Genomic DNA, 18,667 nt, shown 5'->3' on the forward strand with positions numbered 1-18,667 from the left:
ATTATGATGTGAAAAATTATAACAGAATAATAAGTTATTAGCCTAATTAGCCCAATTGGACTAAATAGCCTAATTAGGCTAATAGGAATAAATTGTTTGTAGACGACAGATAGACATCACACCTAATTACATTTATCATATAGTTTACCCCCCCCTTATAAAACAATCTTATTAGAGGTAGGCTTACCATGTATGTGGATTAATCTCATTCTATTAACAATCTACACATTTAACGGAAGAACCACAAATAAGGCTATGCTGATAATATCATAAGGATATGCTAAAGATACAATATGCATTATGTTGATAATGCAATAAGGCAATGCTGATAATATAAATAAGGTGTCAAGGAGAACGCAGGAGAGGGTTTAGAAGGGCAAGAGAAGGATTGTGTTTGTTTATTAATAATTATTAAATCTTTCCCCTCTAAGGCAATAAAGCTCATTATCTACTTGAAATTTACTATCTTTGTGGCTGACATAAAAGCATAATCTATGATAAAAAAGATATTTACTCCTTTCCTTTTCACATTACTACTATCTGTTGGCTTCACCTCAACAGTACAGGCGCGCGCAGCGATAGACCTGATTGACTTAGATGTTCAGACAATCTCTATCTCTGTCCTCGGCAACGTCTTGCATGTCGTTGGGGCCGAAGACGAACAGCTATCAGTATATAATGTGACGGGAGTGCGCGTGATGAGCGTGAAAGTTGATGGTGGCGATAAGCATTACACACTCAATTTCCCAAAGGGTTGTTATATTGTTAAGGTGGGCAACGTAGTACGTAAGGTCTCTATCCGATAAATGGCTGATACGTCCACACACGTTCTTATCCGACATCTGAAGCGCAGTGTCCTCCCTTGATGAAGATGACGTGATTCGCTTGTTGGCGAGTCCTGAAGGAAGACGGAAGGTTTTCCCCATGATTGTTGACCAGTACGGTGAGCCGCTGTACTGGAAGATTCGTAGTATTGTACTTACTCATGACGATGCCGATGACGTGTTGCAAAACACGTTCTTAAAGGCTTGGAAGAATCTTCCTACATTCGAAGGACGGTCGAAACTGTCTACTTGGCTCTATCGTATCGCTATCAATGAGGCTCTTGATTTCCTACGTCGTCAGAAGGCTACAACGCTTGCCAGTGCTGATGCCGACCTGTCTATTGCCAATCAGCTCATGGCCGATGACTATTTTGATGGCGATAGGTCGCAGGCTTTGTTACAACAGGCTATAGCCATGCTCCCCGATGTTCAACGTACGGTGTTCACCCTTCGTTACTATGACGAGATGAAGTATTCGGAGATAAGCGAGCTCTTAGGGACGAGCGAGGGGTCGTTAAAGGCATCCTATCATGTTGCTGTACAGAAGGTTACAGACTACCTGAAACGCAATGAGTAATATTCTTTCCTTAATGATTAAACCATTTCCTCTTTCCGTAGTCTAAGTTATATCAAAGAAAAAACTTTATGGAATCAACGAATCACTTACAAACACAATATGGCAATAAACGCCCTTTCACGGTGCCTGACGGCTACTTCTCTGACCTGTCAACACGTGTGATGGAGCAGCTGCCGGCTGTGGAACAGAAGGATACTACACACCCTACGACCGTTCAACACATCGCCTTCCGTTATCTTCGTCCGTTGGCTGCTGCAGCCGTGACGGTGGGTATCGTATTGGTGGGCTTCCTCTCTTATCATGCGTTCGAGGGTCAGCAAGACGAGAGCGCATTGGCTGGACACAATGGGGCAAAGGCATCGACAGCACTATCGGCCACTTCAGAAGACGGATTCGACCAGGCTGCCGACTATTTCATGATTGACGAGTCGGATATGTATGCTTACATGGAAAACAATCAATAGAAAGGAGGATACTGATATGAGACTGAAAAGAATAATCCTTATGCTTTGTCTTATCCTCAATGCCGCCTTTATCTGTGCACAAGGACGCTTCGACCCGAACAAGGTAAGACTTGAGACGCATAAATTCATTACAAAAGAGGCTAATCTAAGTGCACAGGAAGCGTCGCGCTTCTTCCTCATCTATGATGAGATGCGTAGTAAACAACGAGTCTATTTCGACCGACTCCGCACCCTTCATAACACCAAACCGAAGTCGACACGAGAGGCAAGTGACATCATAACAAAGTCGGATATGCTCGAAATACAATTAAAGCATATAGAACAACGTTATCATGTAGAGATGCTAAAGGTGATACCCGCCGACAAACTACTCCAAATATTAGAGGCCGAACGACGCTTCCATCGACAGATGTTCAGGAAGATGGCTGGAGAAGGAAAGGGTAGACGGTAGAACCATTAAATAGGTTATAAGAAACAAGTAGATGTGATTTCAATGCCTTGACGGCCTGTGGTGGTGTGTAAGTAATGTTCCATCAGCTCTTTATGAAGCATTAGCAGACAGCAAGGCTACTCTTTATAAATGCTAAAAAGACATGAGACAGTTTAATTCTCTATTGAGATTATTGATTGCCGCAGTGGTGTTCATCGGGCTTAGCTACGCTACATCCGCACAGGCACAGCCTAAGAAACGAGAGTTCCGTGGTGCGTGGATTCAGTGTGTCAACGGTCAGTTCCAAGGACTCGGCACACAGGAGATGCAGCGTACGTTACGTTATCAGTTAGACGAACTAAAGAAGGATGGGGTCAACGCCATCATCTTTCAGGTGCGTCCGGAGTGTGATGCCCTCTATGCGAGTAAGTATGAACCGTGGAGCAAGTTCCTCTCCGGCCGACAAGGTACACCTCCTTATCCTTACTGGGACCCGTTGCAATGGATGATCGAAGAGTGTCACAAGCGTGGTATGGAGTTGCATGCATGGATCAATCCTTATCGTGCTAAGACGAAGAACACCAACCAGCTTGCTGTCAACCATGTAGCCATAACCCACCCCGACCGTGTCTTCTCTTATGATGGACAGTATATCCTCAATCCGGCCCTACCTGAGAATCGCAATTACATCTGTACGGTGGTGGATGATATCGTGAGCCGTTACGATGTCGACGGACTCCATATTGACGATTACTTCTATCCCTATCCGGCTGCAGGACAGACCATTCCCGACCAACAGAACTTCCAACTTGACAGACGAGGGTTTACGAATATCAATGATTGGAGACGTAATAATGTAGACCTCTTCGTCAAGCAGTTGGGTGAAACTATCCATCGTCGTAAGCCTTGGGTGAAGTTTGGTGTGTCGCCTTTCGGCATCTATCGCAACCAAAAGAGCGACCCACGCATTGGCAGTCGAACCAATGGTTTGCAGAACTATGACGACCTCTACGCCGATGTCCTTAAGTGGGTTAACAACGGATGGATAGACTACTGTGTGCCTCAGCTCTATTGGGAGATTGGTAATAAGGCTGCTGACTATAAGGAACTCATTGGCTGGTGGAACCGTAATGCGGCTAAGCGACCATTATATATAGGTGAGGATGTGCTGCGCACGGTGAAGTTTGCCGACCCACAGAACCCTAACTCTAATCAGCTACCAGCGAAACGTCGATTACATCAGCAGTCGGCTAACGTCAATGGTACTGTCCTTTGGTATGCGAAGTCGGTGGTCGATAACCCCGGTAACTACGGTACGCTCTTGCGCACGAACTACTGGCGCTATCCTGCTCTGCAGCCTTCTATGCCGTTCATCGATGATGATGCTCCGTCAAAACCTAAGCGGGTGAAGGCACGACATGAGGACGATGGCTATTACCTCACATGGAAGGCTCCAAGGGGAGAGGGCTGGAACGATGCTCCTTACCGATATGTTGTCTATTGTTTCCAACCGCATGAACCTATCAACCTCGACGACCCGTCGAAGATTGTCGCTATGCCTTACGAGAATAGACTGCGCCTCAACTATCAAGGTGGACAAACGAAATACGTCTTTGTTGTCACTGCCCTCGACCGTATGAGTAACGAGAGTAGCGGAAAGAAAAAGAAAGTGAAGCTGTAAGGCTTCACTTTTTTTGTGACAGGGTAGGGATAGGGTAAGGAGGATAAGGAGACAGGATAGGGTGGATAAGGGGACATGGTATGAGAAAGACATGGTAACAGATGAACAAGTTCTGGGAGTAACAGAGGGCTGAGATAGAACAGGGTATGAGAAAGACAGGGTAACAGATGAACAGGTTCGATGAGTAACAGAGGGCTGAGACAGGGACATGGTATGTTTGAGACAGGGACAAGGTATATTTGAGACATGGTAACAGAGGAATAGAGAACACAGGGCCATAGAAAGCGCTGGCCCTTCTGTCCCCTGCTGTTCAGGCCTACGAGGCATTGCCTCGTAGCTCTCCCTCCGTCCGTTTGTCGTCCCTTCTCCTTCTTTCAGCAGGCCAGTAGGGGTAACCTCACATACTAACTACCAGTTGGCCCCTCCCCCTTCCCCTCCCCCGAAGGGAAGGGGAGTGATCACCGAGATACCCCTATAGGTTAGAGGCCCCTCCCCCGTCCCCTCCCCCAAAGGGAAGGGGAGTAATCACCGAGATACCCCTATAGAGTGGATGTAAGCATCGTTATGTCCCTTATTAGTATCTACAATAGCTGTAACGCTCTGTGTTCTCTGTATGCCGGAGGCGTTCTGTGGACTCGAGCTGTGCGCCAAAAGGCTCAGTGAACTCTGTGTGCTCTGTGAGAGAAAAACCTATCCACACACACATACAATGTTCTTTTTCTCACAGAACTACACAGAAGAACAGAATACGCAAGGTTCACAGAGACATTAAGTCAACCGATAACACAGAGCGTTACAGCCAACAGAAGCCTCACCCCCAGCCCCTCTCCGAATGGAGAGGGGAGTGATCACCGAGATACCCCTACATATCCTCCAGATGTTTAGCAGCCCATTTCCTATCAGTAGCAGGCCAAAAGGGGTAACCTCACATACCCCTCCCCTCTCCATTCGGAGAGGGGCTGGGGGTGAGGCCTCTGTGTTCTCTGTATGCCGGAGGCGTTCTGTGGACTCGAGCTGTGCGCCAAAAGGCTCAGTGAACTCTGTGTGCTCTGTGAGAGAAAAACCTATCCACACACACATACAATGTTCTTTTTCTCACAGAACTACACAGAAGAACAGAATACGCAAGGTTCACAGAGACATTAAGTCAACCGAAAACACAGAGCGTTACAGCTAATGTTAGTTGAAAGACCTCTGTGTTCTCTGTATGCCGGAGGCGTTCTGTGGGTTCGAAACGTTGGTAGGAAAGTTCTGTTAAATCTGTGAGTTCTGTGAGAGAAAGAACTATCCAAGAACCGTGTTAGCAGCCCAATAGGGGTAACCTCACATATCACTCCCCTCTCCATTCGGAGAGGGGTTGGGGGTGAGGCCAGTAGGGGTTGGGGGTGAGGCCGGCTGAGGCTGGGACTGAGGCCGATTAGGGCTTGGACTGAACCCATCTCCCTTCTGTCCAAAAAAAATACCCAAACATTACCTGAAAAGGGGCTGGAAACGGAAAAAATGTTTATCTTTGTAGCCTAAACAAATTAATATCTTATGAACAAACCATTATTATTGGCTGCCATCTGGCTGTCCCCCTTGATGCTATATGCACATGACACGGCTGGGAGAAGTCATACAAACCCGACGAATAAGACGATGGTCATGACGAATAAGGAGATGGTCGTGACGACAAGCGAACCTACTGATGAGGACAAGGGGCGGCGACGTTTCACACTGAGTGGATATGTTAAGGACCGCAATGGGGAACCGCTTATCAACGCCACTGTCTATGACCTCACCACACGACAGGGTACGATGACGAACGCATACGGCCATTTCTCACTCACACTGACCGAGGGCAACCATGAAATAAGATGTAGTTACGTGGGTTATAAGACGCTGACTGATGCGGTGACGCTCACGGCCAATCGAAACTATGACATCACGCTGCAGAACGATGCAGAGCTTACTGAGGTGGTGGTAACGACCGACTTGAACTCGCCACTACTGAAGACGCAGACAGGTAAGCTCTCTCTCTCACAGAAAGACATCATGACTGAGTACGCACTGATGAGTAGTCCTGACGTTATCAAGACCTTACAGCGTACGAGTGGAGTAGCGGAAGGAATGGAGCTGACCAGCGGTCTCTATGTACATGGCGGTAATAACGATGAAAACCTCTTCTTACTCGACGGTACACCGCTCTATCATACCAATCACACCTTAGGTCTCTTCTCTTCGTTCAACGTAGATGTAGTGAAGAACGTAGACTTCTATAAGAGTGGTTTCCCTGCCCGTTATGGCGGTAGACTATCGAGTGTCACGGATGTGCGCACGGCCGATGGCGACCTCTATCACATACACGGCAGCTACCGTATCGGCCTTTTAGACGGTTCAGTCCACCTTGAAGGACCCCTCAGAAAGGGCAAGACCTCCTATAACATTGGCATACGACGCAGTTGGTTAGACCTCCTCACACGACCTGCCTTTGCGATTATTAATAGTCGGAGAGACAACGAAGACAAGGTTAGTATGGCTTATTTCTTCCATGACATGAACCTGAAACTGACCAACATCTTCAACGAACGCTCGCGAATGTCGCTGAGTGTCTACTCTGGTGAAGACCGTTTAGACGCAAAGGACGAGTGGGGCGACCACCGAGACGACAATGGATACGGTGAATACGACATATATAAGAACTCCTTCCACTGGGGTAACTTCAATGCTGCCTTAGATTGGAACTACCAGTTCTCACCGAAGCTCTTCGCTAATTTCACTGCCTTCTACACTCATAACCGTTCGTCGGTAAGTAGCTCGGACGAGTGGACGGTGAGGCGTTCTGATGGTAAGGACCAGTTGACAACGACCTCGCATGGCTACCGCTCGGCTATCGATGACATCGGCTATCGGGCCGCCTTCGACTTCCGACCCACGCCTCGTCACCACATCCTCTTCGGTCAGGAGTACACCTACCATCGCTTCCAACCACAGACATTCAACCGCTTCGACGGCTATCAAGGCGGTCGAGAAGAGAAGGGTGACACGATAGCCATCCATAGTCATAACAAGAATATCGCCCACCAAGTGACGCTCTATGCCGAGGACGAGATGACGCTCAACGAACGATGGAGCGTCAATGGTGGATTGAACGTAGACCTGTTCAGTATCAGCGGTAAGACCTTCTCAACGCTTAGCCCTCGTCTGTCGATGAAGTTCCAACCCTCCGACCGCCTGTCGTTCAAGGCCAGCTACACCCTTATGAGCCAATTTGTGCATAAGATAGCGAACTCTTTTCTCGACCTCCCAACCGACTATTGGGTGCCTACCACAGCTCGCCTCCATCCTATGCGGGCTTGGCAGTTGGCTGCCGGAGCTTATCTGAAACCGAATGCTCACTGGTTGCTGACCTTAGAGGGCTATTATAAACACTCAAGTCATATCCTTCAGTATGCCAGCTGGGCTGGATTAGAGCCGCCTGCAGCCAACTGGGACTATATGGTAATGGAGGGAGAAGGACGTTCGTATGGCGTTGAGTTGGATGCCGACTACACCATCGCCAACTTTGCCCTGCATGGTTCTTACACCCTCTCATGGGCCGAGAAGAAGTTTGATGACTTCCATAACGATTGGTACTATGATAAGTTTGACAACCGACACCGCCTTACGCTCAGTGGAAGATGGAACATTACGAAGAAGATTTCGGCCTTCGCTGCATGGACGTTCCATACGGGTAACCGCATGACTGTCCCTACTCAGTATATCGGTCTGCCAACGGTTCCGGCACAGACTGGCGGGGGCATCACCTTTACCTCGCCCGATGACAATCTCTTAAACTTTGCTTACGAGCAGCCTAACAACGTTGTCTTGCCGGCTTATCACCGTTTAGACTTAGGCATAGACTTCCGTCATACCACCAAGAAGGGGCACGAGCGCATCTGGAACATTAGTCTCTATAATGCTTATTGTCATCTGAACTCACTCTGGGTGCGTGTGAAAGTCAATAGTGAAAACAAGATTATGATAAAGAATAACGCCTTTATCCCAGTGATACCGTCCTTTAGTTACACCATAAAATTTTAAGTTCTGAACATGAGAAAGATATATCTTTTCCTTCTCCTCGCCTTGTTGATGACAGGGTGTAAGGACGATTTCAGTGTTAGCAACCTCCCCGATGCGAAGCCAAAGATGGTGGTCTATTGTATGCCTTCTACTGCCGATACCACCTATATCACCGTCTTGCGGAGTGTTCCCTTGAAGCAATATAATGCGGCACAACCGAATGTTCTTATCGACAATGCTACCATCAGCTATCAACTCAACGGACAGTCGTTGCCTGTGACGGCCGTGGGACAAGGACGATACTATGTTGTCGGACAGCAGAAGGCGGGTGATAAGGTGCACTTACAGGTAGAGGCGCAGGGCTTGGAGACGGTTGAGTCGACAACTGAGATACCTCAACCAGTCGCCATCAGCAGTACTTCTACACGTATGGTGAGGATGAAGGAAGATCCCTCATCCTACTTGCGAGACTTCCTGCAGGTGCAGGCCACCTTCACCGACCCTGCTCAGTCGCACGACTACTATGCTGTGCGTGTCAAGATAAAACGTCTGATGAGCTGTCGTATCGACTGTTTCCGTAGGGACATTGTGGGCGACTTTAACGAGGTGGCTACCTTCTTCGACTATGATAACTACTTACAGGTGCGACAGAACGAACAGTGGGATTCGGTGGCGGTCAACTACCTCTTGCAGGAGGATGACATACCTATCTATACGGCAAGTGAACCTTTACTCAACCCATTGTCGGACATTGACGATGATTTCGACTTTAGTAGTGACTTCTATCAGGACTTCTATATCTTCGATGACGCTACGATCAACGGCAGAGAATACACGCTCCACCTGAACGTTCAACCCAACACTGCGTTGATGAACCTCTCTGATGAGGCTCTGAAAGAGATGAAGGAACGCTACGGAATAGAGCAGGGTTTCATATTAGAGTTCTATCACCTCACACCCGAATACTACCGTTTCCTACAAGCGTTAAACGATGTCTCTAACAATTCCCTTGCCCAGGCAGGTCTCTCCTCAATCCGTACTACCTACAGCAATGTCCTCAATGGTATGGGTATCTGTGCTGCTTATAACCTCCCGAAGGGTACGTGGGTGAGGTTGAAGAGGTGAGTATAGGCTTGGCTCCAGCTGGCCCCTCGTCTGTCTCCGGCTGGCCCCTCCCCCTTCCCCTCCCCCGCAGGGAGGGGAGTGAAATGTGAGGTTACCCCTACTGGCTTGCTAACACGGTTCTTGGGTATTTTTTTCTCTCACAGAGGGTATTTGTTTCTTTCATGGAGGGTATTTGTTTCTCTCACAGAACTCACAGATTTAACAGAGCGTTTTTGGCGCACATTTCGAACCCACAGAAGGCCTTCGGCATACAGAATTCACAGAACGTTTCAGCTAAAGGTGGCTGTAAGGTTCTGTGAAATCGGTTGACTTAATGTCTCTGTGAAACCTTGTGTATTCTGTTCATCTGTGTAATTCTGTGAGAAAGAGAATACACCCACCCTATGAGATAACACACAAGCAACTCACTGGGGAGTATTATCTCTCACAGAGCACACAGAGTTCACGGAGCTTTTTGGCGCACATTTCGAGCCCACAGAAGGCCTCCGGCATACAGAGTACACAGAGCGTTTCAGCTATTGTAGATACTAATAAGGGACATAACGAAGCTTACATCCACTCTATAGGGGTATCTCGGTGATTACTCCCCTTCCCTTCGGGGGAGGGGACGGGGGAGGGGCCAGCTGGGGAAGGGGGAGGGGCCGATGGCTGTTAGTGTAAAGTTTTTTCGCTAATCATTCCCTCCTCCATTCAAGAAGGGGCTGTGCTTGAAGCAAGAAGAGGCCCTTCTACGTTTAAGAACATGCCTTTCAACGTTCAAGAAGGGCGTCTTCTCGATGCAAGAAGGGCATGTTCTTAAACGCTGTATGTAATAGGCTGATTCCTTGTGGGTTATGAGTTTGGCAGAGGAAGATGATTCGCTATTGTATTGTGGGTGGTTAGTAGAGTGTGATGTAATGTTTTTTGATGACTTTATAAACTCGTTGGAATTTTTGTCTCACAGAGTTCACAGAGCGAACAGAAGCCTTTCTGCTAACGTTTAGAGCCCACAAACGCCTACTAACAGGCGACAGATATCACAGACTTTACTGCTAACGTTAGCTGTAACGCTCTGTGTTATCGGTTGGTCACAAGGACCTTTTTTACGCCACTCCCAACTCCTCTCCGAATGGAAAGGGGCTGGAGAGGATGTTTCTTCTCCCTTTGGGGATGGGTATGGAGGAGAGATTCCCTCTCTTACTTTGGGTTCTCTCTCGTTGTAATTCTCTGCGTTTATCTGTAAAGAAGAGGCCTCCTTATCAACGACACAAAGCCATTTATTTGCAGACAGAGTGCTTTACAGTGTATTATTTACATAATATCCTTTCATTCATGTGGGATATTTGTTTTTTTTTATTAACTTTGCCTTCGATGGAAGAAGGGTAAGGTTTGCGTTCTGAGTCACGACCTTATAGTGTGCTGAACAGTGTCGATGTGACGTGTAAGCAGTGTTGATGTGGCGAGCAAGCAGTGTCGATGAGACGTGTAAGCAGTGTCGATGTGGCGAGTAAGCAGTGTCGATGTGGCGAGCAAGCAGTGTCGATATAGCGTGTAAGCAGTGTCGATATAGCGGGCTAAGGAGTGTCGTTACGATAGGGCGCAAGAGCAATCTGATAAAGTATAACACCTAACTATTATGCATAAACAATTTTTATTCGGTTTATTATTATCGTCATTAATGGCTGCACCTGTGCATGCTGACGACCACCCAACAGGTGGTTATCTCTTCGGACAGGCGGCAGCACCAACTGGTAATGAGTGGCAGGCTCCGGGCGAGTTAGGCTATAACAAGTTGCCAGCACGTGCGTTATTCTCCTCTTTCTCATCGGTCGATGAGGCGAGGAAGGTATTACCAGAGTATGCAAAAGACTATCTCTCGCTTGACGGAGAGTGGCGTTTTCACTTCTCAAAGAACCCTGATGAGCGTCCAAAAGACTTCTTCACAAGGGGTTACGATGATAGTCGGTGGGAACGTCTGCAGGTGCCTGTAAGTTGGAATATGGCGGGTATTCAGAAGGACGGTACGCTGAAGTACGGTGTACCTATCTATGTTAATCAGTGGGTTATATTCAAGTATAACATCGAGCCGGGCGACTGGAAGAAGGGAGTTATGCGTGAACCGCCTAAGAACTACACCACATACGAATACCGAAACGAGGTTGGCTCGTTCAGAAGGAGCTTTGACATCCCTGCTACATGGGATGGTAAGGAGGTCTATCTGAACTTTGATGGAGTCGACTCGTTCTTCTATTTGTGGATTAACGGCCGTTATGTTGGTTTCTCAAAGAACTCACGTAACACGGCACGGTTCGATATCAGCCCTTATATCAACAAGGGTAAGAACGAGATAGCAGTTGAGGTTTATCGCTCATCAGACGGTAGCTTCCTCGAAGCACAGGACATGTTCCGCCTCCCAGGTATCTTCCGTAATGTCAGCGTGACGGCTACTCCGAAGGTACATGTTGCCGACGTGAAGGCTATCCCTGCCTATACTGACGGCAAGGGAACCGTGAACCTCAACACAACACTGCAGAACCTTACAGCGAAGACAGCCAAGGACTTGCATATACGATGGAGTCTTTATAAGAACAGACTCTTTGCGGATGACAACGAGTTGGTGGCTACCTTTGAGGATGCTAAGGCTAAAACGACTTGTAACAGCAAGGGTCAGGCTGCTATCCGACAGACTTTAACGGTCGACAACGTGGCTGCCTGGACCGCAGAAGCGCCTAACGTGTATGTTGTCGTGGGTGAACTGATGCAAGGAAAGAAAGTTCTTGAGACGATAAGTTTCCAAACTGGATTCCGAACAGTGGAGATTAAGGATACACCAGCAAGTCAGGACGAGTTCGGACTGGCTGGAAGATACTATTACATCAATGGTAAGCCCGTCAAACTCAAGGGTGTTAACCGCCATGATACGAACCCATTAACGGGTAAGGTAATCTCTCGTGAGCAGATGGAACATGAGATTATGCTGATGAAACGGGCTAATATCAACCACATCCGTACCTCGCATTATCCTAATGACCCTTATTTCTACTATCTCTGTAATAAGTATGGTATCTACTTAGAGAGCGAGGCCAACATCGAAAGCCACGAATACTTCTATGGGAAGGCATCGTTGTCTCATGTGCCAGAGTTCCAAGCGGCGCATGTTGACCGTGTAATGACTATGGCGCATCAGTTGGTTAACAATCCTTCAATCGTTATCTGGAGCTTAGGCAATGAGGCTGGTCCTGGGCATAACTTCGTTGTTGCCTACGACTCTCTGAAGGCTTACGACGCTTCAAGACCAGTACAATATGAGCGCAACAACGACATTGTCGACATGGGTTCTAACCAGTATCCAAGTATTGCATGGACCCGTGATGCGGTCAAGGGAAGGATGGGCATTAAGTATCCTTTCCATATCTCAGAGTATGCTCACTCGATGGGTAACGCCGTAGGAAACCTCGTTGACTACTGGGAAGCGATGGAGTCTACGAACTTCTTCATGGGTGGTGCCATCTGGGATTGGATTGATCAGAGTATGTATAACTACACGAAAGAGGGCAAGCGATACCATGCCTACGGTGGTGACTTTGGTGATACGCCTAACGACGGACAGTTTGTTATGAACGGTATCATCTTCGGTGACGAGCAGCCTAAACCGCAGTATTATGAGGTGAAGAAGGTCTATCAGTATATTGGTACCACTTGGAAGGATGCTAAGACGGCCACGTTGGATGTGTTTAATAAGAACTACTACACAGATGACCTCAGTGGTTATGCTATGTCTTACGTGTTGACAGCCGACGGAGTAGCTGTTAAGAAGGGCGAACTTGACTTGGGTAGCGTACCCGCAAGGACACATAAAGCAATCACCATCACGGGGCTCAATGAGGGTCTCGACCCTAATAAGGAGTATCTCCTACACATTGTCTATCGTCTTAAAGAGGATATGCCTTGGGCGAAGACGGGCTATGTTCAGGCCGAGGAGCAGCTACCTGTGCAGGTTGCAGCAGCTCGTCCAGCTATCGCAACGGCTGGTAAAGTGAACATGTCGGCCGTGAAAGACAATAAGATAGTGCTCTCTGGTAAGACCTTCACAACCACTTTCGACCTCACGAAGGGTACGATCTATAACCTTCAGTACGATGGTAAGACCATTATCCCAGACGGTTGTGGACCAGAGTTGAACGCCTTCCGTGCATGGGTTAACAATGATAACTGGGCTTACGAAGGATGGTATGCGAACGGATTGAATAATCTTCAACACAAGTGTACGAGCTATACTACCCACGCTAATGCCAACGGCTCTGTCTCTGTTGTGTGCAACGTAGAGTCGCAAGCACCATATAGTTATCGACTTGAGGGCGGTAATGCCAACTGGAAGAAGCTCATCGAAAACAAAGAAAAGCCTTTCGGTAAGGACGACTTCCGCTTTACGACGCAGGTTGTCTACACTATCTTCCCTGATGGAAGTATTGAGAGTGAGAGCGCAATCACCAGCAATAAGCCTAATCTGACACTCGCTAAGCTCGGTTATACGGTACGTCTTCCAAAGGCACTCAGACTGTTGAATTACTATGGACGTGGTACGGTCGATAACTATCCAGACCGTAAGACGGGTCAGATGATTGGTATCTACGAGCAGCAGGACGTGGAGGATGAGTTTGTGGCATTCCCTAAACCACAAGACACGGGTAACCATCAGGACACTCGTTGGCTCTCGCTCGCTGGCAATGGTGGACAGGATGCACTCTATGGGGCCCTCTTCGTGGCCAAAGACAAGATGAGTTTCTCTGCACTTCCATGGTCGGATAACACCATCGCTATGGCTAACCACCCTCATGAACTGCCTCAGAGTGATTACACTTACCTACACCTCGACATGGCTATCACGGGTCTTGGTGGTAACAGCTGTGGGCAGGGTGGACCGTTACAGCGCGACCGTGTGATGGCAACGCCACATACCTTCGGTTATATGATACGTCCAATGAACTCTGTTGAGACCAATGACCTCGTTAGCAATGCGAACGTTAGTCTGAACGGCGCTACGCCACTTACCATCGTGCGTGACGCTGAGGGCAATGTGACGATCAATGCGAATGGAGCGAAGGGCGACATCTTCTATCGTCTCAATGGCAGTAAGAAGGCTGTGAAATACACTGGTCCTGTCGGCCTGCGCGAGGGTGGAACAATCTCAGCATGGACCAAGGAGAACGACTGGCTCGTGGCTTCTCAATCCTTCTCACGCATCGAGAGCATCCCACTATCGGTTGTCTTCGCATCAAGTCAGGAGAGTGGTGAGGGCGACGCAAGCCACCTCACCGATGGCGACCCAAGTACTTATTGGCACACCATGTATTCTGTTACGGTAGCGAACCACCCTCACTGGGTTGATTTCGACTGTGGTGGCGTGAAGACAATCAAGGGTTTCACCTATCTGCCACGCCAGGACAGCAATAATGGTAACATCAAGAAGTATAGCATCCAAGTAAGTAATGACGGCAAGACATGGGGCAAAGCTGTTGCAGAAGGTGAGTTTGAGAACAATAGAAAGGAAAAGACCGTCCTCCTCACCACCCCTGTCAAGGCCCGCTTCGTACGTCTGACAGCCCTCAGCGAGCAGTCTGGTCAGGACTTCGCAACGGGTGCTGAGTTCAAGGTATTGGAGAAGTAAGGTGCTTCCTATTCGTTGTAGGTTATTCCTGTAATTGTTATCTCTACTTTTGATAGGGCTATATAGAATGAAAAAGGAGTGAAAGATATGATGTTATCTTTCACTCCTTTTCGTTTTACCAAAGTCTGTCATGTTGATAAAGATGATGTTTTACGTCATCTGAACGATTGTCCTACAGACTGGGAAACGTTCTTCTCACACCAAGTGATAAGCATTGAGATGAGTGGACAGAGTTCTCTCCCAATGTTTGAGAGGGAGTATCGGTTCCCACTTTCAACGACAATCTTATCTTCCTTCAAGACCGTTAACGAAGCAGACAGAGCGTCTTCTGGGAAGTAACTACTTAACTCCTCGTAGCTTGCCCAGCCTCTCTTACCCAGCGTTTGGATAAGGCAAAGCGTGTCCGCAACGCATATCCGTGAGATAATATTACGTATCGGACACGTTGGAAACAGCGGGTCTATTACCATTTCAGTTCTTCATTCAGTATCACACCATCACCTGCTGGTGAGTCGTCCTTGCCAAAGCTGTTTGCTCTATACTGAATACAAAGCATTAACATCTCGTCATTTCCCGTATTCTTCAACGCACGTTTGCCCTCTGGAGCAACACGAACAATACTGCCTTCTGTCACTGGGAAGACCTCACCATCTACCTGATACTCACCCTGACCACGGAGGATAAAGTAAAGTTCCTCGTGTGTCTTGTGGCTGTGAAGGAAGCCGCTATCCTGCCCAGGAACAAGGGTTTGGAATGAAAGTTCACTCCCTGTTGCCTGTAATGCCTGCCCAACGAATACCTTACCTGGAATTTCGATGTCTCCGAAAGGGAGTACATAATCCTTGATCTCACTGAGTTTACCAACGTTAACTGCTGTGAAGTTCTTGCCGCTCTGAATTGTTTCAACTGTTTTCATAATCCTTTTTTGTTTTATTGTTTTGTTTGTTTTGATGTTGCAAAGGTATTGATCTTTAAGCTATTCTACAAGTAGGCACGTAAATGTTAGTCGGTTACATCGAGGTAAGTAATGCTGAAAATAAGGTGGTTGAAGGGTGGGTGTTTTACATAGTTTAACATCATTAAGATGCGAACCTTAGCTTTTAATAGTTACTTTTGTATACTAATATGTCCAAAAGAGTTTATGAGTATGAATAGAAATGAGGTCAGAGATGCCCTTTACCCAAACTGTCCTGTTCGGAATGTACTGTCGAGAGTAGGAGACAAGTGGTCGATGTTGGTGCTTTTCACGTTGGAAAACAACCGTTGCCAACGCTTTAAGGAGCTGCAACGCAATATACCAGACATCTCTCAAAAGATGTTGACGACAACACTAAAGATGCTGGAGGGCGATGGACTCATCCATCGTGAAGTGTTCCCAGAGGTGCCGCCTCGTGTCGAGTACTCACTTACAGAGAAGGGGAAAAGTCTTCTGCCGCTTATTGACAACCTCCTTTCATGGGCGAGCGAGAACATGGATGATATCATTGAGTCGAGAAGACAGTATCTATTGAAGTAGGGTCATCGTTGGTTTTAATGGTAGATAGTTTTACAGGTAGGGTTTGGTACTGTAAAATTATTTCCTCTCCTCGATTATTGCTAAGGCTTAACAGCGTGCAAGACAAGGCCCTTCAGCGTTTAAGAACATGCCCTTCTTGCCCCATGAACACGCCCTTCTTCACCCTTGAACATGCCCTTCTCCTTTCGTGTCTGTATCTGTTTGATATCATGTTAGTTGCGTCCTTGCCCCTTGCTTATGTCGCTCTCTTCTCGTAAGGGCTTTTGCGTGTATTCGTGTTAAGTATTTTCATAAGCCTAAGAGGCTCGTTGGGAATTTTATTTCTCACAGATTTTCACAGATGAACAGAAGCCTTTCTGCTAACAGGGAGAGCAGGCAGAGAAGAACTGGCCCCTCCCCCTTCCCCTCCCCCAAAGGGAGGGGAGTGATCACCGAGATACCCCTATGGCTAATCATCAACACCTAACAAGCAACAACCAACACCCGATATCAGCTATAACGCTCTGTGATATCTGTATGCCGAAGGCGTTCTGTGAGTTCGAAACAGTGCGCAAAGAGGTTCTGTTAAATCTGTGAGTTCTGTGAGAGAAAAACCTCTACGAAGTATGCAAGCAGGCCCAAAGGGGTAACCTCACATACTACTCCCCTCTCCATTCGGAGAGGGGTTGGGGGTGAGGCCTCTGTGTTCTCTGTATGCCGGAGGCGTTCTGTGGGCTCGAAATGTGCGCCAAAAGGCTCAGTGAACTCTGTGCGCTCTGTGAGAGAAAGAAATACCCACAGTGAGAGAAAGAAATACTCACAGTGAGAGAAAGAAATACTCACAGTGAGAGAAAGAACTCCCCAGACGAGTCTCCAATGTTTTTTCTCTCACAGAGTAACACAGAAATACAGAGAAAATAGTCCTCTGTGCACCTTTGTGAGTTCTGTTTATCTGTGTTGTTCTGTGAGAAAACGAAGATTAATAAATAGTGAGAAAGAAAGTTACAGCCCCTCCGGTATTTGCTTCTTCGGGTTGATACCCAATGTGCGCAAGCCCTCCAAGCGGCGCACGATATTACCCTTGCCCTCGTTAAGCTGGCCCTTTGCTCGATTGAATTCTTGCTGTAGTCGTTCGATGTTTGTACCTATCTTAACGAAAGACTCAGCAAAGTTGACAAACTTATTATACAGTTCATTCGACTCATGGAGTATGTTCTCCACGTTTTCTGTTATACGGAAGTTCTGCCACATGGCGTGTGTAAGCTGCAAGGCCATGAGCAGGTTGCTCGGACTCAGTATGATGATATGTTTCTGGTAAGCATATTGAAGGATTGTAGGATCGGTCTTCAAAGCCGCAGAATAGCCACTCTCGTAAGGAACGAACATCAGTACGTAACCGATACAATGCGGTACAAGACGCTCATAGTCCTTTTTTGCCAACTCATCGACATGTTTCTTGATAGAAGAGACATGTTCTCTCAGGTAGCGTTCACGCTTCGCAGCATCCTCCTCTTTGATGGCCGCCTGGTAAGCTGTTAGTGAAACTTTAGCGTCGATGACGGCACACTCGTTGTGAGGGAAGGCTATCACAGCATCTGGTCGGTAGTTATTACCGTCTCTGTCCCTATAGTTCTTCTGCAAGAAATACTCCGAGTCTTTCGTGAGGCCACAGTCTTCTAAGGTCTTCTCAAGAATCATCTCACCCCAATCGCCCTGCATCTTAGAGTCGCCTTTGAGGGCCTGTGTGAGCGAGGCAGCATCATTGCCGATACGTTCCGTCTGTTCGCGTAGTTCCTTCACAGCCCGCTCTTGGTCCTCACGCATTGCCTTGATGGTCATTTCCTGCTCTGTGTGAAGTCGTTTCATCGCCTCCTCAAAGGTTGTCTTAATCTCCGTCTTGTTCGCAGTATTCTCTTTGCTGTTGTTCGTAACAGTCTGATTAAAAGCCTCTAAACGCTCTTTCAATGGCGAGAGGAGGGCATCCAAGCGTTCTTTGTCGGCCGTATTCATCTTCTCCCGACTCTCATCCAACATCTTTGCGGCCATGTTGCGCACCTCTTCTTGTAGGAGTCTATTCTTCGCTTCAGTCTGTTTTTTCAGTTCGTCACGCAGCTGTTCGCCATGTCTCCGTTCTGCCTCTAATTGTTGTCGAGCCGCTTCTTTTACCGCAGCGATACGTTCGTCGACGCCCTTCCGCTCCGTTTCGAGTTGGTTACGTACCACAGCCAGTTGCTCACTGACCGTGCTCAAGTCTTGTGTTGATTTGTTCTTCATCCACAGCAGCATGATGATTGCGCCGATGAAGATACCGATAAGGAAATAAAAGATAGACATATATAATATAATAATAGGTGGCCCCTCCCCCTTCCCCTCCCCCATAGGG

At 47.5% G+C, this 18,667-nt stretch carries 12 protein-coding genes; 10 read left to right on the forward strand and 2 right to left on the reverse strand.

The features are described from left to right. Positions 1–494: 494 nt before the first annotated feature. The 9 genes from CHB62_RS07010 (at position 495) to CHB62_RS14855 (ending at position 15,128) form a co-directional block, all read left to right on the forward strand. Positions 495–806, forward strand: coding sequence for a T9SS type A sorting domain-containing protein (locus CHB62_RS07010; RefSeq protein WP_089366260.1), 312 nt, complete (start codon positions 495–497; stop codon positions 804–806). 46 nt (positions 807–852) lie between these two features. After that, positions 853–1,401 (forward strand): RNA polymerase sigma factor, encoded by a 549-nt coding sequence (locus CHB62_RS07015; RefSeq protein ID WP_089366261.1) that lies wholly within the window; start codon positions 853–855, stop codon positions 1,399–1,401. Between the two features lie 68 nt (positions 1,402–1,469). Next, positions 1,470–1,865 carry a hypothetical protein gene (locus tag CHB62_RS07020; protein WP_089366262.1) on the forward strand — a complete coding sequence of 132 codons (396 nt, stop codon included), beginning with the start codon at positions 1,470–1,472 and terminating at the stop codon, positions 1,863–1,865. A gap of 16 nt (positions 1,866–1,881) precedes the next feature. Further along, positions 1,882–2,316 (forward strand): hypothetical protein, encoded by a 435-nt coding sequence (locus CHB62_RS07025; protein ID WP_089366263.1) that lies wholly within the window; start codon positions 1,882–1,884, stop codon positions 2,314–2,316. A 142-nt stretch (positions 2,317–2,458) separates the two neighbouring features. Continuing rightward, positions 2,459–3,976: a glycoside hydrolase family 10-like protein gene (locus CHB62_RS07030; RefSeq protein ID WP_089366264.1), complete on the forward strand. Its 1,518-nt coding sequence runs from the start codon at positions 2,459–2,461 to the stop codon at positions 3,974–3,976. A 1,638-nt stretch (positions 3,977–5,614) separates the two neighbouring features. Beyond that, the gene (locus CHB62_RS07040) at positions 5,615–8,038 is read left to right on the forward strand and encodes a TonB-dependent receptor (RefSeq protein ID WP_394341646.1); all 2,424 of its coding nucleotides are present in this window, start codon (positions 5,615–5,617) and stop codon (positions 8,036–8,038) included. 9 nt (positions 8,039–8,047) lie between these two features. Further along, on the forward strand, positions 8,048–9,142 hold the full coding sequence (locus CHB62_RS07045; protein ID WP_089366266.1) for a DUF4249 domain-containing protein: 1,095 nt from the start codon (positions 8,048–8,050) through the stop codon (positions 9,140–9,142). Positions 9,143–10,757: 1,615 nt separating this feature from the next. Continuing rightward, complete coding sequence (locus tag CHB62_RS07055; protein WP_089366267.1) at positions 10,758–14,789, forward strand: glycoside hydrolase family 2 TIM barrel-domain containing protein; 4,032 nt, start codon at positions 10,758–10,760, stop codon at positions 14,787–14,789. Between the two features lie 87 nt (positions 14,790–14,876). Next, positions 14,877–15,128 (forward strand): hypothetical protein, encoded by a 252-nt coding sequence (locus CHB62_RS14855; protein ID WP_158296863.1) that lies wholly within the window; start codon positions 14,877–14,879, stop codon positions 15,126–15,128. 124 nt (positions 15,129–15,252) lie between these two features. On the opposite strand, the gene CHB62_RS07065 is transcribed toward CHB62_RS14855, so the two are convergent. Further along, entirely contained in the window at positions 15,253–15,705 is a 453-nt protein-coding gene (locus CHB62_RS07065; protein ID WP_089366269.1) for a cupin domain-containing protein, read from the reverse strand. 231 nt (positions 15,706–15,936) lie between these two features. On the opposite strand from CHB62_RS07065, the gene CHB62_RS07070 reads away from it, so the two are divergent. After that, positions 15,937–16,305 carry a winged helix-turn-helix transcriptional regulator gene (locus CHB62_RS07070; protein ID WP_089366320.1) on the forward strand — a complete coding sequence of 123 codons (369 nt, stop codon included), beginning with the start codon at positions 15,937–15,939 and terminating at the stop codon, positions 16,303–16,305. 981 nt (positions 16,306–17,286) lie between these two features. Here the strand turns inward: CHB62_RS07070 and CHB62_RS07080 are convergent. Further along, the gene (locus CHB62_RS07080) at positions 17,287–18,618 is read right to left on the reverse strand and encodes a DNA recombination protein RmuC (protein WP_089366321.1); all 1,332 of its coding nucleotides are present in this window, start codon (positions 18,616–18,618) and stop codon (positions 17,287–17,289) included. Between the last annotated feature and the right edge of the window lie 49 nt (positions 18,619–18,667).

The organism is Prevotella jejuni (assembly GCF_900187995.1).
Lineage (GTDB): Bacteria > Bacteroidota > Bacteroidia > Bacteroidales > Bacteroidaceae > Prevotella > Prevotella jejuni.